Source organism: Devosia sp. (assembly GCF_036676215.1).
GTDB lineage: Bacteria > Pseudomonadota > Alphaproteobacteria > Rhizobiales > Devosiaceae > Devosia.
The window spans coordinates 1-18,523 of record NZ_JAKFDJ010000097.1 but is presented as its reverse complement, the minus strand read 5'-3'; the positions used below and the strand labels follow the sequence as shown (position 1 = coordinate 18,523).

The following is an 18,523-nucleotide window of genomic DNA, read 5'->3' as shown; positions in this document are numbered from 1 at the left end:
GCGCGATGAAGCTCAAGACCTACTTGCCAATTCTCGACTGGGGGAAGCGCTACAATCGCGCCACGCTGACCAGCGACCTCGTTGCGGCCGTGATCGTCACGATCATGCTGATCCCCCAGTCACTGGCCTATGCGCTGCTGGCTGGCCTGCCACCGGAAGTGGGTCTTTACGCCTCCGTCCTGCCGCTGGTGGCCTATGCCATCTTCGGCACGTCTTCGGCACTCGCTGTCGGGCCGGTGGCGGTGGTCTCCCTGATGACCGCCGCCGCAGTCGGCCGCCTGGCGGCAGAAGGCACGGCCGACTACGCCAGCGCCGCGATCCTGCTGGCGCTACTGTCGGGCACAATGCTGACAGTGATGGGCCTGTTCCGGCTCGGCTTCATCGCCAATTTCCTGTCGCATCCGGTAATCTCGGGCTTCATCACCGCCTCGGGCATCATCATTGCCACCAGCCAGGTTGGCGGGCTACTCGGCATCAAGACCGAGGGCCATGCGCTGCCGCAGCTGGTGCTGTCGATTGCCGACAATATCGGTGCCATCAACTGGAACACGGTGGAGGTGGGTGCGGTCGCGCTGGCGCTGCTGCTGTGGATCAGGCTCGATCTCAAGAACTGGCTCAACCGCTTCGGCGTGCCCAAGGGCGTGGTTACCATCATCGTGCGGGCCGGTCCGGTCCTGGTGGTGTTTCTCACCATGGCCTGGTCGGCTCTGTTCGACCTAGCCGGCAAGGGCGTGGCGCTGGTCGGTCAGGTGCCGCAGGGGCTGCCGATGCTGGCGCTGCCGAGCTTCAATCTCGACACGATCCAGGCGCTTCTGTTGCCGGCGCTGATCATTTCGGTCGTTGGCTTTGTCGAATCCATTTCCGTAGCCCAGACGCTGGCTGCCAAGCGCCGCGAGCGTATCGATCCCAATCAGGAACTGATCGGTCTGGGGGCCTCCAACATCGCGGCGGCCATTGGCGGCGGCTATCCGGTCACCGGTGGATTTGCCCGCTCGGTGGTCAACTTCGACGCCGGCGCCGCAACCCCCGCCGCCGGGGCCTTCACCGCGATTGGCATCGCCGGTGCCACGCTTCTGCTCACGCCATTCCTCGCCATCCTGCCCAAGGCCACGCTCGCCGCCACCATCGTGCTGGCTGTCTTGACCCTGGTCGATTTCTCGATCCTCAAGCGAGCCTGGAATTACTCCAAGGCCGACTTCGCAGCAGTCGTCATCACGCTGCTGGGGACGCTGCTGCTGGGTGTCGAGGTCGGTATCTCTCTGGGGGTAGGGGCCTCCATCCTGATATTCCTCTATCGCTCATCGCAGCCGCACGCCGCCATTGTGGGCCAGGTTCCCGGCACCGAGCACTATCGCAACGTCAAGCGCCACAACGTGGATACGACCCCTGACGTGCTCTCCATCAGAGTGGATGAAAGCCTCTATTTCGCCAATGCGCGCTACCTCCAGGATCTGGTCGGCAACCAGGCCGCCCAAAACCCCGAAATCAAGGACGTTGTTCTGATGTGCTCGGCGGTCAACGCCATCGACATGTCGGCTCTCGAAAGCCTCGAGGCCATCCAGCACCAGTTGAGCGACTTTGGGGTCCGCCTGCATCTATCGGAAGTCAAAGGTCCGGTCATGGACCGTCTCGCGGGTACTGACTTCCTCGTGCATCTGTCGGGTGGGGTTCATCTCAGCCAGCACCAGGCCATGCTGGCCATCGCGGCGGCGCGGAATGCAAAGCTGCTACACACCGCTCCGGCCGAGCACGCCGAAGCCAAGAAATTGCTGGTGCGGCGGTAGCTGCGAGGCGCACGGGAGGTCCCCGCGCGCCCCCCTAAGCCAACAACATCGCCAATAGCACCAGAACGGCCGCGGACAGCGCCAATGAAACACCCCTCCAGACGGCGACGTTGTTATTGGCCCACGTCCGCGATGGCGCGGCGCCATAATCCGGATTGGGGTGGCGCAGATCGTAGGTGAATTCCGAGAGCACCTCGTATCGTTCGTCGGGATTGATGCGAACAGCCTTCTCAATCGCCTTGTTGACCCAGAACGGGATATCCCGCTCTGGATCGCACGCCGTCACATAGCGCAGCTTCTGTAGGTCGGCCCGCGTGCGGGCCCGTCCCGCTTCGGCGCCATAGGGCAGGCGCCCCGTCAGCATCTGGTAGGTGATGACGCCCAGAGCGAACAGGTCGGAGCGCTCCGTTCCTGCTTCCCCGACGAAATACTCCGGCGCGGTATATTGCACCGCGCCCAGCGGCTCGTCGGCGCCGGGGGCGGTCCCGGGAATGCCGGATACCCGCGTGGACCCGAAGTCGATGATCTTCACCGTGCCAGTCTGGTCGATCATGATATTGTCGGGCCGCAGGTCCTGATGCAGCATGTCCAGCCGGTGGAAGGCCCGCAACCCCTTGGTGATCTGCTCGACCAGGTCCCGCACCACGTTCAGGTCTGGGCGCGGATGGTCGATCATCCACTGTGTGAGCGTCTGCCCCTCCACATATTCGCTGACATGGTAGAGATAGCGGCGCGCCCGCTCCTGCTTGTGGCTTTTGAGCACGTGCGCACTGTTGATGCGTCGCGCGATCCACTCTTCCATCATGAAGCGCGTGAGATAGCTCCGGCTCTCGCGCATCTCGGAACCCGGAACCTTGATTACCGCCAGCCTTCCATCGTCCATGTCCTCGGCCAGGAAGACCTGGCTGCGGCTATTGGCATGCAGCGCGCGCACGATGCGGTAGCCGTCGAACTCCATGCGCGGCTCAAGCGCTGGCGGCAGCGGCAGTTCGGCCACTTGCCCCAGGAAGTCACCCGGCGCCCCATCGGGCAACGCATCGACCTTCACGATCTGGACGGTGAGGTTATCGTTGCTGCCGCGCGCATGAGCCATTTCGGTAACGGCCTTGGCCGCCGCGTCGAGGTCGTCACCCCGCGTCAGAATCGTATCGGCGATCATGGCGGGCGAAACATGCTCATGCACGCCGTCGGTGGTCAGCACGAAGATGTCGCCGACATTCACCGGTAGGGCCCGATAGTCGATTTCCACATTGCGCCCGACGCCTAGGGCCCGGGCGAGATAGACATGGTTGGACGAGGCGGGGATGCGATGATCCACGGTCAGTTGTTCGAGCGATCGTCCCGACAGGCGGGAAATCCGGGAATCCCCGACATGAAAGATATGGGCGGAGCGAGATCGAAGCACCAATATGCTGAGCGTGCAGACATAACCTTGGTCGACTTCCTCGACCTCGAGGCCCCGGGTCTGTGCGTGTAGCCAGCCATTGGTTGCGGCGATCACGCGGTGGGCGGCAGTTTTGACCGGCCAAGATTCGGGCGTCGCATAATAGTCGGTGAGGAAGCTCTTGACCGCCGTCTGAGCGGCAATGCTGCTGACTGGACTGCTTGAAATGCCGTCGGCCAAAGCGATGGCAATGCCCTTGAGATCCAGCAGGGGCTGGTCGGGGATGAGGGCTCCATGGAAATCCTGATTGGCCGGCTTGCGGCCCTTATCGGAATGCTGCCCGATGGAAATGGCCAGACTGGCTTTCATAAATCCCCCGGGCAGGGAAGGCCCGCCCTAGGGCGGAGCCTCCAATGTCACAGTGCCTATTCGGCCGCCGCAAGCTTGCCGCTGCCCGCAGCCGAACGCTTGCTGGCCTGGCTATGCGTCGCGTAGAGCGCCAGCCCGACAAACGCAAGTCCGCCTACAAGATTGCCGGCGATGGTCGGGATTTCGTTCCAGATCACATAGTCCATGATGGTGAACTGACCGCCGAGCATCAGGCCCGAGGGGAACAGGTACATGTTCACGATGGAATGCTCGAAGCCCATGTAGAAGAACAGCATGATGGGCATCCACATGGCGATGACCTTGCCGGACACCGAGGTGGACATCATGGCGCCGACGACGCCGGTGGAAACCATCCAGTTGCAGAGTACGCCGCGGATGAACAGGGTCAGCATGCCGGCCGCGCCATGTGCCGCATAGCCGACCGTGCGGCCTTCGCCGATGGTGCCGATCTTCTGGCCGATCTCATTGGGCGCTTCGGTAAAACCGTACGTGAAGGTGATCGCCATCATCACCGCCACGAGGAACGCGCCGGCAAAGTTGCCGGTAAACACCAGTCCCCAATTGCGCAGTACGCCGGAGAGCGTCACGCCCGGCCGCTTGTCGATGAGGGCGAGCGGCACCAGCGTCATGACGCCGGTGAGCAGGTCGAAGCCCATGAGATAGAGCAGGCAGAAGCCGACCGGGAAGAGGATCGCACCGGCCAGTGGCTGGCCGGTCTGCACATTGATGGTGATGGCGAAAGCCGCAGCAAGCGCCAGGATGGCGCCAGCCATGAAGGCGCGGATCAGCGTGTCGCGCGTCGACATGAAGACCTTGGCTTCGCCCGCATCGATCATCTTGGTTACGAATTCGGTCGGTACGACATAGGCCATTATATTCCCCTCGGGTAAATCGGCATGAAATGACTTTTGGCAATTACTCGGCGGCGACCATGACGAGTTCTGCCGCCATGAAAATGCGTCCCTCGACGACGTCGATGGGATAGGTTCTGACCTTTCCCTCGTCCGCGCCCAGCGCCTGGCCGGTGGCCAGGTCGAATACCCAGTTGTGCAGCGGGCAGGTGACCGAGGCGCCATGCACAATGCCCTCGCTCAGCGGTCCCTGCTTGTGCGGGCAGCGGTTCTCGATGGCGAAGATCTGGTCGTCCTGGGTGCGGAACACAGCGATCCGGCCCGCCGGTGTGTTGACGCAGCGCGAGCCGCGGCGGGGGATGGCGTCGATACTGCCGATCTCGATCCACTCGGTCATGTGACCCTCCCTATTCTGCCGCAACCGGGATGCCGAATTCGGCCATGGCGGCGAATTCGTGCGCGTCCTTGCCGTTGACGCGCTCCTCCCAGGGGTCGACCTGCGCAAAGGTCTGAGAATAGACGAAGCGCTCGTAATAGTGCCGGCGCTTGGCCAGGTCGTCGACCACATTGGCCTTGATCGAGGGCGTGCCGACGCGCTTGGCCCATTTGTAGATGCGTTCGAGATACCGCCCCTGCTCGCGATAGAGCTGGGTCAGCGCCACGATGATCTCGAGCGCTTCATCCTCGGTATCGGCGTGGCAGAGCAGTTCGGTACCCTTGATGTCGAGCCCGGCGGCACCGGCGAACTGGATGTCGAAGCCGGAGTCGACACAGATCACGCCGATATCCTTGCAGGTGGCTTCGGCGCAGTTGCGCGGGCAGCCCGAGACTGCGAGCTTGACCTTGGCCGGCGTCCAGGCGCCCCACATGAACTTTTCGAGGCGGATGCCCAGCCCAGTGGAATCCTGTGTGCCGAAGCGACACCAGTCCGAGCCGACGCAGGTCTTGACCGTGCGCAACCCCTTGGCATAGGCGGCGCCTGAAACCATGCCGGCAGCATTGAGGTCAGCCCAGACGCCGGGCAGGTCTTCCTTCTTGACGCCGAGCAGATCGATGCGCTGGCCGCCGGTGACCTTGACGGCCGGGATCTGGAACTTGTCGGCGACATCGGCGATGGCGCGCAATTCCTTGGGGTTGGTCATGCCGCCCCACATGCGAGGCACCACCGAATAGGTACCGTCCTTCTGGATATTGGCGTGGACGCGTTCGTTGATGAAGCGCGACTGCCCGTCATCCTCGTATTCGCCTGGCCAGTCGGCCACGAGATAATAGTTGAGCGCCGGCCGGCACTTGGCGCAGCCGCACGAGGTCTTCCACTCCAGCTCCTGCATCACGGCAGGAATGGACTTAAGCTCCTTGGCAATGATGAGGCGCCGTACATCGTCGTGCCCATACTCAGTGCAGGGGCACATCGGCTGCACGGCGGCCGGGTTATAGGCGTCGCCAAGGGTGACGTGGAGCAATTGCTCGACCAGATGGGTGCATGAACCGCACGAGGCCGAGGCCTTGGTATGGGCGCGTACGCCGTCGAGACTGGTCAGTCCCTTGCCGGTGATAGCGCCGGTGATCTTGCCTTTACACACGCCGTTACAGCCACAGATCTCTGCCTCATCGGGCAAGGCTGCAACGGCCGCCATAGGGTCCAGGGGGGTGCCCCCCTGATAGGCCTGGCCGAAGATCAATGTATCGCGCAATTCCCGCGTATCGATGCCCCGCTTGAGCATATCGAAGAACCAAGGGCCATCGGCGGTTTCGCCGTAGAGCACGGCGCCGATGATGCGGTCGTCCTTGAGCACGAGGCGCTTGTAGACGCCTGCGGTGGCGTCGCGCAGCACGATCTCCTCGCGATCCTCGCCCTCGCCGAAATCGCCGGCCGAGAACAGGTCGATGCCGGTGACCTTGAGCTTGGTCGAGGTGACCGAACCCTGGTAGCTCGCCTCCTGGTCGGCCAGCGTATTGGCTAGCACCTGACCCATCTCGTAGAGCGGCGCGACCAGCCCATAACAGGTGCCGCGATGCTCGGCGCATTCGCCCAGCGAGAAGATGTGCGGATCGTCGGTGCGCATCTGGTCGTCGACCACGATGCCGCGATTGACGGCAAGGCCGCTGGCCTTGGCCAGACCCGAGGACGGGCGAATGCCCACCGCCATGACCACCATTTCGCAGGGTATGATCATGCCGTCATTAAGCTCGACGCCTTCCACCCTGTCAGTGCCCAGCACCTGCTTGGTATTGGCCTTGGTGATTACGGTGACGCCGCGATCCTTGAAGGCCTTTTCCAGCAGATAACCGGCCGCAGGATCGAGCTGGCGCTCCATCAGCGTCGGCATCAGGTGCAACACCGTGACGTCCATGCCGCGCATCTTGAGGCCTGCGGCGGCTTCGAGACCCAGCAGGCCGCCGCCGATGACGACGACCCGGGCGCCCGGTCCAACGGCCAGCATCTTGTCGACATCATCGAGATCCCGATAGGTCACCACGCCCGGCAATTGATGGCCCGGAACCGGCGGAATGAAGGGCGAGGAACCGGTGGCGATCACCAGCTTGTCATAGTCGGCGACGATGCCGTTTGTGGAAATGACCTTCCGGGCGTCCCGGTCGATCAGCGTGACCGGTGAGGACTTGTGCAGGGTGACGCCATTCTCGGCGTACCAGTCATCGCCATGGGTGATGATCTCTTCATAGGTCTTTTCGCCCGACAGCACCGGGGAAAGCATGAGCCGGTTGTAATTCACCCGCGGCTCGGCGTTGAAGATGGTGACGGCGTAGCGCCCGGGCGCGGCCTCGAACAAATGCTCCAGCATGCGCCCCGGCGCCATGCCATTGCCAATGATGACAAGTTTTTCGGTCAATCCGCCGTCTCCTGCTCGCAGGGAAAAACAAAAAAGCTGCCAATCGACAGTCTTGCTCCGGCACGAGGCCGGAACATCTGTCGATTGGCAGCTTTGCCTGGGAGCGCCCGCCATTGGGCGCCGTGCAGCGCTGGATGTTCAGCGCCTGTAGCTCCAGTGATGCACGAAGCGTGCCAAAACGACGCGGCAGGAATTCTGTTGTGCAAGCAATAGGTTACGGAATCGCAGGTCAGGGGAGGGGCGTGACCACCCTGCTCCATAAGCGTTCACTCTGCATCAATATTGAGCACAATCCAAACATGCCCGAGATTGGCGCAAAGGCGTGTCTATTGTGGTACTGGCCTCTGATAGGTACTGATTGGTCCGTTGCGCCTTGGGTGCCTGCGTGGCCTACCGCCGTGGCTTGGTCGGCACGGCATGGGCCATGACATTGCGGATGGCGAAGTTGGATTGAATGCGCGAGACGCCGGGCAGGCGCGACAGGACCTCGGTGTGCAGGCGCTCATAATCGGCCATGCTCTTGGCTTCCAGCCGCAGCAGATAGTCGGTCATCCCACCCATGAGATAGCATTCGCGGACCTCGGCACATCGCCGGACGGCCGCCTCAAAGCTCCTCAGCAGATCATCGGTTTGCCGCTCCAGCGAAATCTGCACGATAACGACGGTAGAAGGCTCGCTGCCGTCCGCAGCGACAATGGCGGCATAACCGCGGATGACCCCGCTTTCCTCCAGTGCATGCAGCCGGCGCAGGCAGGCAGAGGGCGACAGCCCCACCGATTGGGCAAGCTTGGCATTGCTCATGCGGCCGTCGCTGCGCAGCAGGGTCAGCAATTTCGTATCGATGGTATCAAGGTGCATGCAGCTTAATTCCAAAGTGCGCATGATTGTTGTGAGGATAAGCATTCATAGCAATTTTTGCGCAAATATGGAGAGAAAATTCCGCTGAATGTTCGGTATGGTCTTCTGGTAGCGCCTAGGCGCAATGGCGACGTCACCAGCCGGAGGCAGCAGCATGAAAGTCATCATTCTTGGCGGCGGCGTCATCGGCGTCACCTCGGCCTATTACCTGGCCAAGGCGGGCCACGAGGTGGAAGTCATCGAGCGTCAGCCTGGCGTGGCGCTGGAAACCAGCTTCGCCAATGCGGGCGAGATCTCACCCGGCTATGCCTCGCCCTGGGCCGGACCCGGCATTCCGCAAAAGGCTGTCAAATGGCTGATGATGCGGCACCCGCCGCTGATCGTGCGCCCGGTGCCTGACCTCTATCTGATGCGCTGGGTGCTGCAGATGCTGAGCAACTGCACGGCATCGCGCTATGCCATCAACAAGGCGCGCATGGTTCGGGTCGCCGAATATAGCCGTGATGTGCTCAAGACCCTGCGCGCCGATACCGGCATTGCCTATGACGAGCGTAGCCGGGGCACGCTGCAGTTGTTCCGCACGCAAAAGCAGGTGGATGGCGCCCACAAGGACATTGAAGTGCTCGAGCAGTATGGCGTCGCTTATGAGGCGCTGGATCGGGCCGGCTGCATTGCCGCCGAACCGGGCCTGGCCGGGTCTAATGCCAATATCGCCGGCGGGCTGCGCCTGCCCGGTGACGAAACTGGTGACTGTCATATCTTCACGACCCGCCTGGCGGCCATGGCTGCCGATCTGGGAGTAGTGTTTCGTTACGGTACGAGCATCGAGGGTCTTGATGTCTCAGCTGGCACAGTGACCGGGCTGCGCACCAGCGCTGGCACCATCACGGGCGATCGCTATGTGCTGGCGCTCGGCAGTTTCAGTCCGCTACTGGCCCGGCAGGTCGGCATTGATCTGCCGATCTATCCGGTCAAGGGTTACTCGATCACCGCGCCGATCAGCGACAGCAGCGTGGCGCCGGTTTCCACCGTGCTCGATGAAACCTATAAGATCGCCGTTACCCGACTGGGCGACCGCATTCGCGTCGGGGGCATGGCGGAATTGTCCGGTTATAACAGCGATCTGCCACCGCGCCGGCGCGCGACCCTGGCCCATTGCGTGAACGAGCTCTTTCCAGGCGCTGGCGACACGAAAAGCGCCAGCTACTGGACGGGCCTGCGTCCAATGACGCCCGACGGCACGCCGATCATCGGCGCGTCCAAGCTGAGCAATCTTTTCATCAACAGCGGCCACGGCACGCTGGGCTGGACCATGGCTTGCGGTTCGGCTCGGATCATTGCCGATATCGTATCCGGTACGACACCGGATATCGACATCTCCGACCTCGACCACTCGCGCTACTGAGGCCGGTCAGCGCAATCGCGCGGCGACGTCACGGGCCGCCTGCATGAGGCTCAGAGCCGCCAGGGTCTGTGTCGTATCGGTGCGGGTGGTCAGGCCCACGGGGCCCATGGTTTCACCTGTGTCTACCGGCAGCAGCGCCAGCTGGCCATCGGCGATGTCTTCGGCGACCACACCCTCGGAGATCAGCCAAACAGCGTCGGTCTGGCGGACGTAAGAGCGTCCGAAGGCATTGGAGACTGTTTCGACCTCATCACGCAGATTGGTCACGCCATGGGACAGCAGCATGCGGTCCACTAGCCGGCGGATCACCGAGTCCGGCGTCGGCATCAACGTCTGGTAGGTCTCGATCATGCCCAGGTTGAACTGGCGCTCCCCCAACAGCGGATGACCAGGACGTACCGCCATGACGACGCGCTCGGAATAGAGATGCTCGAAGGAGAATCCGAGCATCGCTTCGGGCTCCGCCATGCGGCCGATCACCAGGTCGACGTCGCCGGTGCGGAGCAGGGAAAGCAGATAGGCGTTCGGTCCGGTGATGATACGCGTGCGGGCACTGCGGTCTTCGCTGGTGAATTGACGGACTGCGCCGGGCAAAATGCGCGCCGACACTGTCGGCAAGGCACCGACCTTGACCACGGTCGCTTCATGTGAACCCCGGGCAGCATCTATCCCCTGTCGCAGCGCCGCCAGGCTGGTGCTGGCATAGCGATAGAAGACCTCACCGAACGGGGTCAGGAAAAGACTGCGGCGACTCCGGTCGAACAACGGCGTCCCCAGCAGCTCTTCAAGCTCCTGGATGGTCTTGGAGGCGGCGGGCTGGCTGATATTGAGCGCGTCTGCGGCGTTGACCACGCTCTTGAGGCGCGCCACCTCCAGAAAGCAGCTCAAATGGCGCAATTTGATACGCGGATCGATGGCACGCTTCGCCAATTTGTCGGGCCTCCGGTTATGGATTGGCTGCCATCTGCCCAAAAAGCGCCGAACAGCCGGTCAAACTATAATCCTGGGGTTATCGTCTGGCCCGAACTAATCATTTTACTTGCACCGCGTCACCGCCTTTAATCGTCTCGAAGTGAGGAGAACAATGGCCTTCGCCCGGATCAACGATGTGGTGCTGCATTATCGCATGCAGGGACGCACTGGCGCGCCGGTTCTGGCGCTGGCCAATTCCCTCGGCACCGATGCCCGTATCTGGGACGAGGTGATTGCCCTACTGGGGGCTCGCTATCGCATCCTATCCTACGACAAGCGCGGCCATGGCCTCAGCACTGCGCCTGAAGGCGACTATACGCTTGATGATCATGTCGACGATCTTGTCGGCCTGCTCGATCATCTTGGCGTGGATCGACTGGCGCTGGCCGGCGTCTCGGTAGGCGGATTGATCGGACAGCGCTTTGCCCTGCGCCATCCGGATCGCTTGGCCGCGCTGATCCTCTGCGACACGGCGCCAAAGGTCGGCGATGCGGCCATGTGGAATGGCAGGATCGACGCCGTGCGCCGCGATGGGATGGCATCGATCGCCGAAGCGGTGATGGTTCGCTGGTTCACCGAGACCTTCCGTCGCGACCGCGCTGACGAGCTGGCTGGTTGGCAGACCATGTTCGAGCGCATGCCTGTACACGGCTATGCCGGCACCTGCGCGGCCCTGCGCGATGCCGATCTGTGCGATGCAATCGGCGCTATCGCGGTGCCGACGCTGGTCGTTGTTGGCGATCAGGATCTGTCGACGCCGGTCGAACTGGTGCGCGACGCGGCTGCCCGTATTCCCGGCGCGCGTTTCGAGGTCATCGCGGGCTCCGGACACATTCCTTCGATAGAGCAACCCCAGGCATTGGCGGCATTGATGACGCGTTTTTTGAGCGAGGTTGGCCATGGCTAGTGCAGAACTTTTCGAACGTGGCATGACCACCCGGCGCTCTGTGCTGGGCGACAGCCATGTCGACCGCGCGACGGCGCGCATCACGGCCCTGGACGACGATTTCCAGACCTTCATTACCGAAGGAGCCTGGGGGTCAGTATGGTCGCGGCCGGGGCTCAGCAAACGCGAGCGCTCAATGCTGACCATCGCGCTGCTGGCAGCTTTGGGGCATGACGAAGAGGTGGCCATGCATGTTCGCGCGACAGCGAATACCGGCTGCTCGCCAGACGATATCAAGGAAGCGCTGTTGCATGTCGCCGTCTATGCCGGTGTGCCGGCAGCGAACCGGGCGTTCAAGATCGCCAAGGAAGAACTGGCAAAACGCGAGGGCAGCAAATGAGCGGCATCATCCTACCCGGCGCTGATGGCGCACTTTACCCGCGTGACCGCGCTTGGCATCCGCCCGCCAATACGCCGGGCTACAAGAGCACGACCTTTCGCGCGCCCAAGCACGCCCTGCTGTCGCTGGGCGCAACGGCCTCCGAACTGACCGGACCGACCTTCGGCCATTCCAGCATCAACCCGCTCGATAATGATCTCATCCGCAACTACAGCCAGGATGGCAGCGAAGCCATCGGGCAGCGGCTGATTGTCTACGGCCAGGTGCTGGATGAGAACGCCCGGCCCGTGCCCAATACGCTGGTGGAATTCTGGCAGGCTAATGCCGGCGGACGCTATCGGCACAAGCGTGAGGCCTATCTCGCCCCGCTCGACCCCAATTTCGGCGGCTGCGGCCGGGCGGTCACCGACGAGAACGGCTTCTATTCCTTCCGCACCGTCAAGCCGGGCGCCTATCCCTGGCCGAATGGTGGCAACGACTGGCGGCCGGCCCATATCCACTTCTCGATCTTCGGCCATGCCTTCGCTCAGCGTCTGATCACCCAGATGTATTTCGAGGGCGACCCGATGATCTGGCAGTGCCCGATAGTGGGCAGCATTGCCGACAAGGCGGCCATCGACCAACTGGTGGCGCGGCTTGACCGCCACAATACAACGCCCATGGACGCACTGGCCTATCGTTTCGACATCGTGCTGCGCGGCCGCCGCTCGACCATGTTCGAAAACAAGCTGGAGGGAAACTGATGCTGCACCCCGTGCCGACCCTCAAGGAAACCCCGTCGCAGACCGCGGGGCCGTATGTGCATATCGGGCTGACACCCAATTTCTGCGACATCAAGGGTGTCTATGACGTCGATCCGGGCGCCAGCATGTTGACGCCGGAGACGGCGGGCGAGCGCATAGTGGTGAGTGGTCGGGTCCTCGATGGCGCGGGCGCCCCGGTGACCGACGCGGTGGTCGAATGCTGGCAGGCGGATGCCGAAGGCAGCTACGCCGCGCCGATGGGGCCGAACTCCAATTCCGCACCCGTCTTTACCGGCTGGGGCCGTCAACCGACCAATGGTGAGGGCATCTTCAGCTTCGAGACCATCAAGCCGGGACCGGTCGCCGGACCTGACGGCAAGCCGATGGCGCCGCATTTGGCGTTATGGATCGTCGCGCGCGGCATCAATATCGGGCTGCAGACGCGCCTCTATTTCGAGGACGAACCGGAGGCAAATGCGACCGATTTCGTGCTCAACAAGATCCCCGACCCGCGCCGCCGCGCCACCCTGATCGCGCGTCGGGAAGACGGGGCTGTGCCGCGCTACCTGCTCGATATCCACCTGCAGGGCGACAAGGAAACCGTGTTCTTCGACGTGTAGATAGAGCCGGCCAGGGACGGCCAACTCGGGTCGCTCACCCGAAACGGCGCCCTCGTTGCAGGAGTCCACTGCGGGGAAGTTTAGGGCGGTATACGAACAAATATCGCATTACGCACAAAATGCGTTGCGATGTGCGGCAGCGGGCGAGTAAATCAGCGCCAAGGCGCAGCGTTTCGGTCTGGGCCACAGGAGACCCGAGATGGACAAGTCTGTCGCCGATCTTGCCAGTGCTGTGGCCGACGTCGCGGATGGAATGACCGTGATGGTGGGAGGCTTTGGCGGCTCCGGGGCGCCCATCGAACTCCTCCATGCGCTGATCGACCGCTTCCGCGCCACCAGCAGTCCCGGCAATCTGACCATCATCAACAACAATGCCGGTAACGGCCGCATCGGCATTGCCGCGATGATCGACGTGGGTATGGTCGCCAAGATGATCTGCTCGTTCCCCCGCTCGGCCGATCCCCGCGCCTTCACCGAAAAATACCTGGCCGGCGAGATCGAGCTGGAGCTGGTGCCGCAGGGCACGCTGGCTGAGCGCATCCGCGCTGGCGGCGCCGGAATCCCGGCCTTCTACACCCCGACCAGCTATGGCACCGACTTGGCCAAGGGCAAGCCGACTGGCGAATTTGACGGTCGCATGTATGTGCAGGAGCGTTGGCTCAAGGCGGATGTGGCGATCATCAAGGCCGAACTGGCCGACCGGCAGGGCAACCTCACCTATCGCAAGGCCGGCCGCAATTTCTCGCCGCTGATGGCGGCGGCGGCGGGCCTCACCATCGTGCAGGCGACACGGATCGTCGAGCCAGGCGAGATCGACCCCGAACAGGTCATCACCCCCGGCCTGTTCGTCGACCGCATCGTGGGAGTGGCCGATGCCCAACAGGAAGAGGCGCTGATGCGCGCTGGAGTGGCCTATTCATGACCGACAAGCTCACCAACGCCCAGATTGCCTGGCGCGCTGCGCAGGACATTGCAGACGAAGCCTATGTCAATCTGGGCATCGGCTTTCCCGAAATGGTTGCCAAGTTCCAGCCGCCTGGTCGCCAGGCCATATTCCATACCGAGAACGGCGTTCTCAATTTCGGCGAGGCGCCGCCGGCTGGCGAGGAAGACTGGGATCTGATCAATGCCGGCAAGAAGGCCGTGACACTGAAACCCGGTGCGGCTTTTTTCCACCACGCGGACAGCTTTGCCATGGTGCGCGGCGGGCACCTGGACGTGGCCATTCTGGGCGCCTATGAAGTGGCCGAAAACGGCGATCTGGCCAATTGGAGCACTGGCCCCAAGGGCATTCCCGCAGTGGGCGGGGCGATGGATCTGGTGCATGGCGCCAAGCGCGTCGCCGTGATCACCGATCACGTCACCAAGGATGGCAAGCCCAAGCTGGTCAAGCACTGCAGCCTGCCACTGACCGGCGTAGGCTGCGTGACCCGCATCTATACCAGCCTCGCCGTCATCGACATCGAGAACCAGCGCTTCGTGCTGCGCGAGAAACTGCCTGGCATGAGCCTCGACGACCTGCAGGCTGTGACCGGCGCTGAACTGGTCATCGATGGTCCCATAGGCGACCTCATCGTACCGGAGCTCTGACATGGCCGAAGCCTTCATCTGCGCCTATCTGCGCACGCCGATCGGCCGCTTCGGCGGCGCCCTTTCCGCGGTGCGTCCCGACGATCTTGGTGCCATCCCGCTCAAGGCCCTGATAGAGCGCCATGCCGGGGTGGATTGGGACGCCGTGGACGACGTGATCTTCGGCAATGCCAATCAGGCCGGCGAAGACAATCGCAATGTCGCGCGCATGAGCCTGCTGCTGGCCGGCTTGTCGGTCACGGTCACAGGCACCACGATCAACCGGCTGTGCGGCTCGGGCATGGATGCGGTGATCGCCGCTGCCCGCGCTATCAAGTCGGGTGAGGCCGACCTCGTCATTGCGGGCGGCACCGAATCCATGTCGCGCGCGCCCTTTGTGCTGCCCAAGGCCGAGACGGCCTTTTCGCGCAATGCCGAGATCTATGACACCACCATCGGCTGGCGTTTCGTCAACCCGCAGATGAAAGCGCTGCACGGCGTCGATTCCATGCCCGAGACGGGCGAGAATGTGGCCCAGGAATTCGGCATATCGCGCGAGGCGCAGGATGCCTTTGCCGCGCGCAGTCAGGACAAGGCCGTGGCCGCGCAGCAGAGCGGCCGGCTCGCCCGGGAAATCGTGCCGGTCACCATTCCCCAGAAGAAGGGCGACGCGGTAGTCGTGGACAAGGACGAGCATCCGCGCGCCGGCACCACAATTGAGGCTCTGGGCAAGCTGCGCGCCCTGTTCCCCAATGGCACGGTGACCGCCGGCAATGCCTCGGGCGTCAACGACGGCGCGGCGGCGCTGATCATCGCCAGTGAGGCGGCTGCCAGGAAGCACGGCCTAACCCCCATTGCCCGTATACTCGGCGGCGCGACGGCGGGCGTGCCGCCCCGCATCATGGGCATGGGGCCGGCCCCGGCGACCAGGAAACTCTGTGCCAAGCTGGGCCTGAGCCCGGCTGATTTCGGCGTCATCGAACTCAACGAGGCATTTGCCAGCCAGGGCATCGCCGTGCTGCGCGAACTCGGCATCGCCGAAGATGCGCTCCAGGTGAACCCCAATGGCGGCGCCATTGCCCTCGGCCATCCGTTGGGCATGAGCGGCGCCCGCATCACTGGCACCGCCGCGCTGGAGCTGAGCCTCACAGGCAAGCGGCGCGCGCTGGCAACCATGTGTATCGGCGTGGGGCAGGGCATCGCCATCGCCCTCGAGCGCGTCTAGTCTGCTCCCATGAGTCCAAACCTCACCTTGCTCGACGCCCTTACTGGCGATGAAGAGATCGAGACGCTGCTCGGCGATCCGGCACAGATCGCCGCGATGGTACGGGTCGAACTGGCGCTGGCCCAGGCCGGGGCCGACACGGGCATGATCAGTGCCGGCGCCGCCGCCGCGATAGAGAGCGGCGTTGCCGGCTTCACCCCGGATTGGGACGATCTGGCAAAGGGCATGGCGCGGGACGGCGTGGTGATACCGGCGCTCGTCGCACAGCTTCGCCGCTGCATTGCTGCGCCGCACGGCGACGCCCTGCACAAGGGTGCCACCAGTCAGGACATCATTGACACCGCGCTGATGCTGCAGCTCGCTGCGGTGATTGCCCTATTGGCGGATCGCCTGACCAACCTGCTCAATGCGCTCGATGGCCTCGCCGAGCGGCACGGCGCCCAGGCGATGATGGCCCATACCCGGATGCAGCGGGCGCTGCCTTATACCGTCGCGGCCAAGCTGGCGACCTGGATCTCGCCGCTGCGCCGCGCTTTGGCCGAACTTCGGGCGGTCCGCCCAAGCCTGCTGGTGGTGCAGCTCGGCGGCCCGATCGGCGACCGCAGCAGCTTCGGCACCCACGGCGACGCCGTCGCCCGCGCGCTGGCCAAGCAACTCGACCTTGGCCTCGCTGAACCCTGGCATTCGGCGCGCGACCAACTGATCGGCTTTGCCTCGCTTCTGGCGCTTCTCACCGGCACGCTGGGCAAGCTCGGCGCCGATGTGGCAATCCTGGCGCAGAACGAAATTGGCGCAGTGGCTATTGCCGGCGGTGGCGGTTCGTCGTCCATGGCCCACAAGTCCAATCCGGTGAATGCCGAGGTTCTCATCGCCCTAGCTCGCTACAATGCTGGTCTTGTCGGCACTCTGCATCAGTCTATGGTCCACGAAAACGAGCGTTCCGGCGCCGCCTGGACCCTCGAATGGCTGACCTTCCCAAGGATCGTGATCGCCACCGGCGCAAGTCTGCGCTTGGCCAATCTGCTGATAGCCCAACTCGGTTTCCCAAAGCGCACCGAAGACTAGGCCGGCCGGTTGGGCCTGGCCGGCGCGTCGAGGTCCTAGAGTCGCAGCCCTGCCGCATCGAAGGCCAGGCACGCCGCCGGATCGAGACCGATCGTGACCTCTGCCCCCGCCGGAATGCGCGAATGGCCCTTTTGTTGGATGGTGATCTTGGCCTCGCCGCGGCCGGTGGCATAGACATAGGATACGCCGCCGAGCTGCTCCACCACCTGCGCGGTGGCGGTTAACAGCGTACCGCCGGCTTCGAGGAAATGTTCAGGGCGAATGCCCAAGGTCACGCTGTCGCCGACCTTGGCAGCACTGCCGCGCGTGCGCACCACCACCGGGCTGCCGTCGAAATCGACCGGCTGCAACGTGGCGGTCTGCTCATCCATGGCAACGACGCTGGCGGCCAGGAAATTCATGCGCGGCGAGCCTATGAAGCCGGCCACGAAGATATTATCGGGATTGTCGTAGAGATCGATCGGCGTACCCTGCTGCTCGATGCGGCCGGCGCGCAGCACTACGATCTTGTCGGCTAGCGTCATCGCCTCCACCTGGTCATGCGTCACATAAACCATGGTGGCACCGAGCTCCTGATGCAGCTTGGCGATTTCGATGCGCATCTGCACCCGCAATTCGGCGTCGAGGTTGGAAAGCGGCTCGTCGAACAGGAACGCCTTGGGCTGGCGCACGATGGCGCGGCCGATGGCGACGCGCTGGCGCTGCCCGCCCGATAGCTGGCGCGGCTTGCGGTCGAGCAGCTCATTGAGTTCAAGCGTGCGGGCGGCTTCGGCCACGCGGGCCGCGACCTGCTCGCGCGGCATGCCGCCCATGCGCAGGCCAAAGCCGAGATTTTGTTCGACCGTCATGTGGGGGTAGAGCGCATAGCTCTGGAACACCATGGCCACGCCGCGTTCGGACGGATCGAAATCGGTGACGTCCTCGCCGCCGATCAGCACCTGTCCGGCACTGGGTTCCTCAAGACCCGAAATGGTGCGCAGCAGCGTAGACTTGCCACAGCCGGAGGGGCCGACAAACACCACGAACTCGCCATCGGCAATGTCGAGATTGATGCCGTGCAGCACCGGCACCGCGCCGAAGCTCTTGTTGATCCCGCGCAGTTTCAGCTCGGCCATTATGCGTCTCCTCGAGTTCGCCTGCGCCGATGGTCTGGGCCATCTGGCACGGCGTTCGGACATAGCCCGTCCGCATCGGCATTTTGTGAGTCATCAAAACTAAAAGGCAAGGTCTATTTGCAGTTCACCATCTCTCGCATTGCGTCCTTCCGTCCTCATCGTACTGGAATTGCACGCAAAACTCCGATTTTGCGTTTGGACAGCGTTCCTGACCTAGCGGTGAGGCACGTACCTCTTGCCTATCTTTTACGGAATGCGTAGAAAGTATCAAGCGGGGATTGTGCGGAGGATGCGCGGCCCTGTTGCAGCCAGGAAGGTCCGCAAGAGACACCTCGAAAGCTGTCGTGAGGACATGAGGAGAAACCAATGAAGCGTTTTGCGCTCGCCGCAATGCTGGGACTGGC

General features: G+C 63.2%; 17 protein-coding genes. 10 read left to right on the top strand and 7 right to left on the bottom strand.

Annotated features, from left to right (window positions below):
- Window positions 1-5 precede the first annotated feature (5 nt).
- A complete protein-coding gene (locus V6M52_RS09905) occupies window positions 6-1,784 on the top strand; it encodes a SulP family inorganic anion transporter (protein WP_332700896.1) in 1,779 nt (592 codons plus the stop codon).
- 34 nt (window positions 1,785-1,818) lie between these two features.
- Here V6M52_RS09905 and V6M52_RS09900 read toward each other — a convergent pair whose 3' ends face one another.
- From V6M52_RS09900 to V6M52_RS09880, 5 genes are all read right to left on the bottom strand, one after another.
- On the bottom strand, window positions 1,819-3,537 hold the full coding sequence (locus tag V6M52_RS09900; RefSeq protein WP_332700895.1) for a bifunctional protein-serine/threonine kinase/phosphatase: 1,719 nt from the start codon (window positions 3,535-3,537) through the stop codon (window positions 1,819-1,821).
- 56 nt (window positions 3,538-3,593) lie between these two features.
- Window positions 3,594-4,430, bottom strand: a complete 837-nt coding sequence (locus V6M52_RS09895) for a formate/nitrite transporter family protein (protein WP_332692576.1) — start codon at window positions 4,428-4,430, stop codon at window positions 3,594-3,596.
- Window positions 4,431-4,473: 43 nt separating this feature from the next.
- Complete coding sequence (gene nirD / locus V6M52_RS09890; protein ID WP_332692573.1) at window positions 4,474-4,806, bottom strand: nitrite reductase small subunit NirD; 333 nt, start codon at window positions 4,804-4,806, stop codon at window positions 4,474-4,476.
- A gap of 10 nt (window positions 4,807-4,816) precedes the next feature.
- Window positions 4,817-7,261 carry a nitrite reductase large subunit NirB gene (nirB, locus tag V6M52_RS09885; protein ID WP_332700894.1) on the bottom strand — a complete coding sequence of 815 codons (2,445 nt, stop codon included), beginning with the start codon at window positions 7,259-7,261 and terminating at the stop codon, window positions 4,817-4,819.
- Between the two features lie 390 nt (window positions 7,262-7,651).
- Complete coding sequence (locus V6M52_RS09880) at window positions 7,652-8,119, bottom strand: Lrp/AsnC family transcriptional regulator (protein WP_332692058.1); 468 nt, start codon at window positions 8,117-8,119, stop codon at window positions 7,652-7,654.
- Between the two features lie 154 nt (window positions 8,120-8,273).
- Here V6M52_RS09880 and V6M52_RS09875 point away from each other — a divergent pair, with 154 nt between their 5' ends.
- Window positions 8,274-9,524: a D-amino acid dehydrogenase gene (locus tag V6M52_RS09875; protein WP_332692055.1), complete on the top strand. Its 1,251-nt coding sequence runs from the start codon at window positions 8,274-8,276 to the stop codon at window positions 9,522-9,524.
- Window positions 9,525-9,530: 6 nt separating this feature from the next.
- On the opposite strand, the gene pcaQ is transcribed toward V6M52_RS09875, so the two are convergent.
- Window positions 9,531-10,454, bottom strand: a complete 924-nt coding sequence (gene pcaQ, locus V6M52_RS09870) for a pca operon transcription factor PcaQ (RefSeq protein WP_332692052.1) — start codon at window positions 10,452-10,454, stop codon at window positions 9,531-9,533.
- A gap of 154 nt (window positions 10,455-10,608) precedes the next feature.
- Here pcaQ and pcaD point away from each other — a divergent pair, with 154 nt between their 5' ends.
- The 8 genes from pcaD (at window position 10,609) to V6M52_RS09830 (ending at window position 17,004) form a co-directional block, all read left to right on the top strand.
- Complete coding sequence (pcaD, locus tag V6M52_RS09865; protein ID WP_332700893.1) at window positions 10,609-11,403, top strand: 3-oxoadipate enol-lactonase; 795 nt, start codon at window positions 10,609-10,611, stop codon at window positions 11,401-11,403.
- Window positions 11,396-11,782 carry a 4-carboxymuconolactone decarboxylase gene (gene pcaC / locus V6M52_RS09860; RefSeq protein WP_332692046.1) on the top strand — a complete coding sequence of 129 codons (387 nt, stop codon included), beginning with the start codon at window positions 11,396-11,398 and terminating at the stop codon, window positions 11,780-11,782. The genes pcaD and pcaC overlap by 8 nt, the downstream gene beginning before the upstream one ends.
- Complete coding sequence (pcaH, locus tag V6M52_RS09855; protein WP_332692043.1) at window positions 11,779-12,525, top strand: protocatechuate 3,4-dioxygenase subunit beta; 747 nt, start codon at window positions 11,779-11,781, stop codon at window positions 12,523-12,525. Before pcaC ends, pcaH begins: the two co-directional genes overlap by 4 nt.
- Before the next feature lie 2 nt (window positions 12,526-12,527).
- On the top strand, window positions 12,528-13,145 hold the full coding sequence (gene pcaG, locus V6M52_RS09850) for a protocatechuate 3,4-dioxygenase subunit alpha (RefSeq protein WP_442881844.1): 618 nt from the start codon (window positions 12,528-12,530) through the stop codon (window positions 13,143-13,145).
- Window positions 13,146-13,344: 199 nt separating this feature from the next.
- Window positions 13,345-14,067, top strand: coding sequence for a 3-oxoacid CoA-transferase subunit A (locus V6M52_RS09845; RefSeq protein WP_332700891.1), 723 nt, complete (start codon window positions 13,345-13,347; stop codon window positions 14,065-14,067).
- A complete protein-coding gene (locus V6M52_RS09840) occupies window positions 14,064-14,735 on the top strand; it encodes a 3-oxoacid CoA-transferase subunit B (protein WP_332700890.1) in 672 nt (223 codons plus the stop codon). The genes V6M52_RS09845 and V6M52_RS09840 overlap by 4 nt, the downstream gene beginning before the upstream one ends.
- A 1-nt stretch (window position 14,736) precedes the next feature.
- Entirely contained in the window at window positions 14,737-15,939 is a 1,203-nt protein-coding gene (gene pcaF / locus V6M52_RS09835) for a 3-oxoadipyl-CoA thiolase (RefSeq protein ID WP_332700889.1), read from the top strand.
- A 9-nt stretch (window positions 15,940-15,948) separates the two neighbouring features.
- Complete coding sequence (locus V6M52_RS09830) at window positions 15,949-17,004, top strand: 3-carboxy-cis,cis-muconate cycloisomerase (protein WP_332700888.1); 1,056 nt, start codon at window positions 15,949-15,951, stop codon at window positions 17,002-17,004.
- Window positions 17,005-17,039: 35 nt separating this feature from the next.
- Here the strand turns inward: V6M52_RS09830 and V6M52_RS09825 are convergent, their stop codons facing one another.
- Window positions 17,040-18,119: an ABC transporter ATP-binding protein gene (locus V6M52_RS09825; protein ID WP_332700887.1), complete on the bottom strand. Its 1,080-nt coding sequence runs from the start codon at window positions 18,117-18,119 to the stop codon at window positions 17,040-17,042.
- Window positions 18,120-18,523 lie beyond the last annotated feature (404 nt).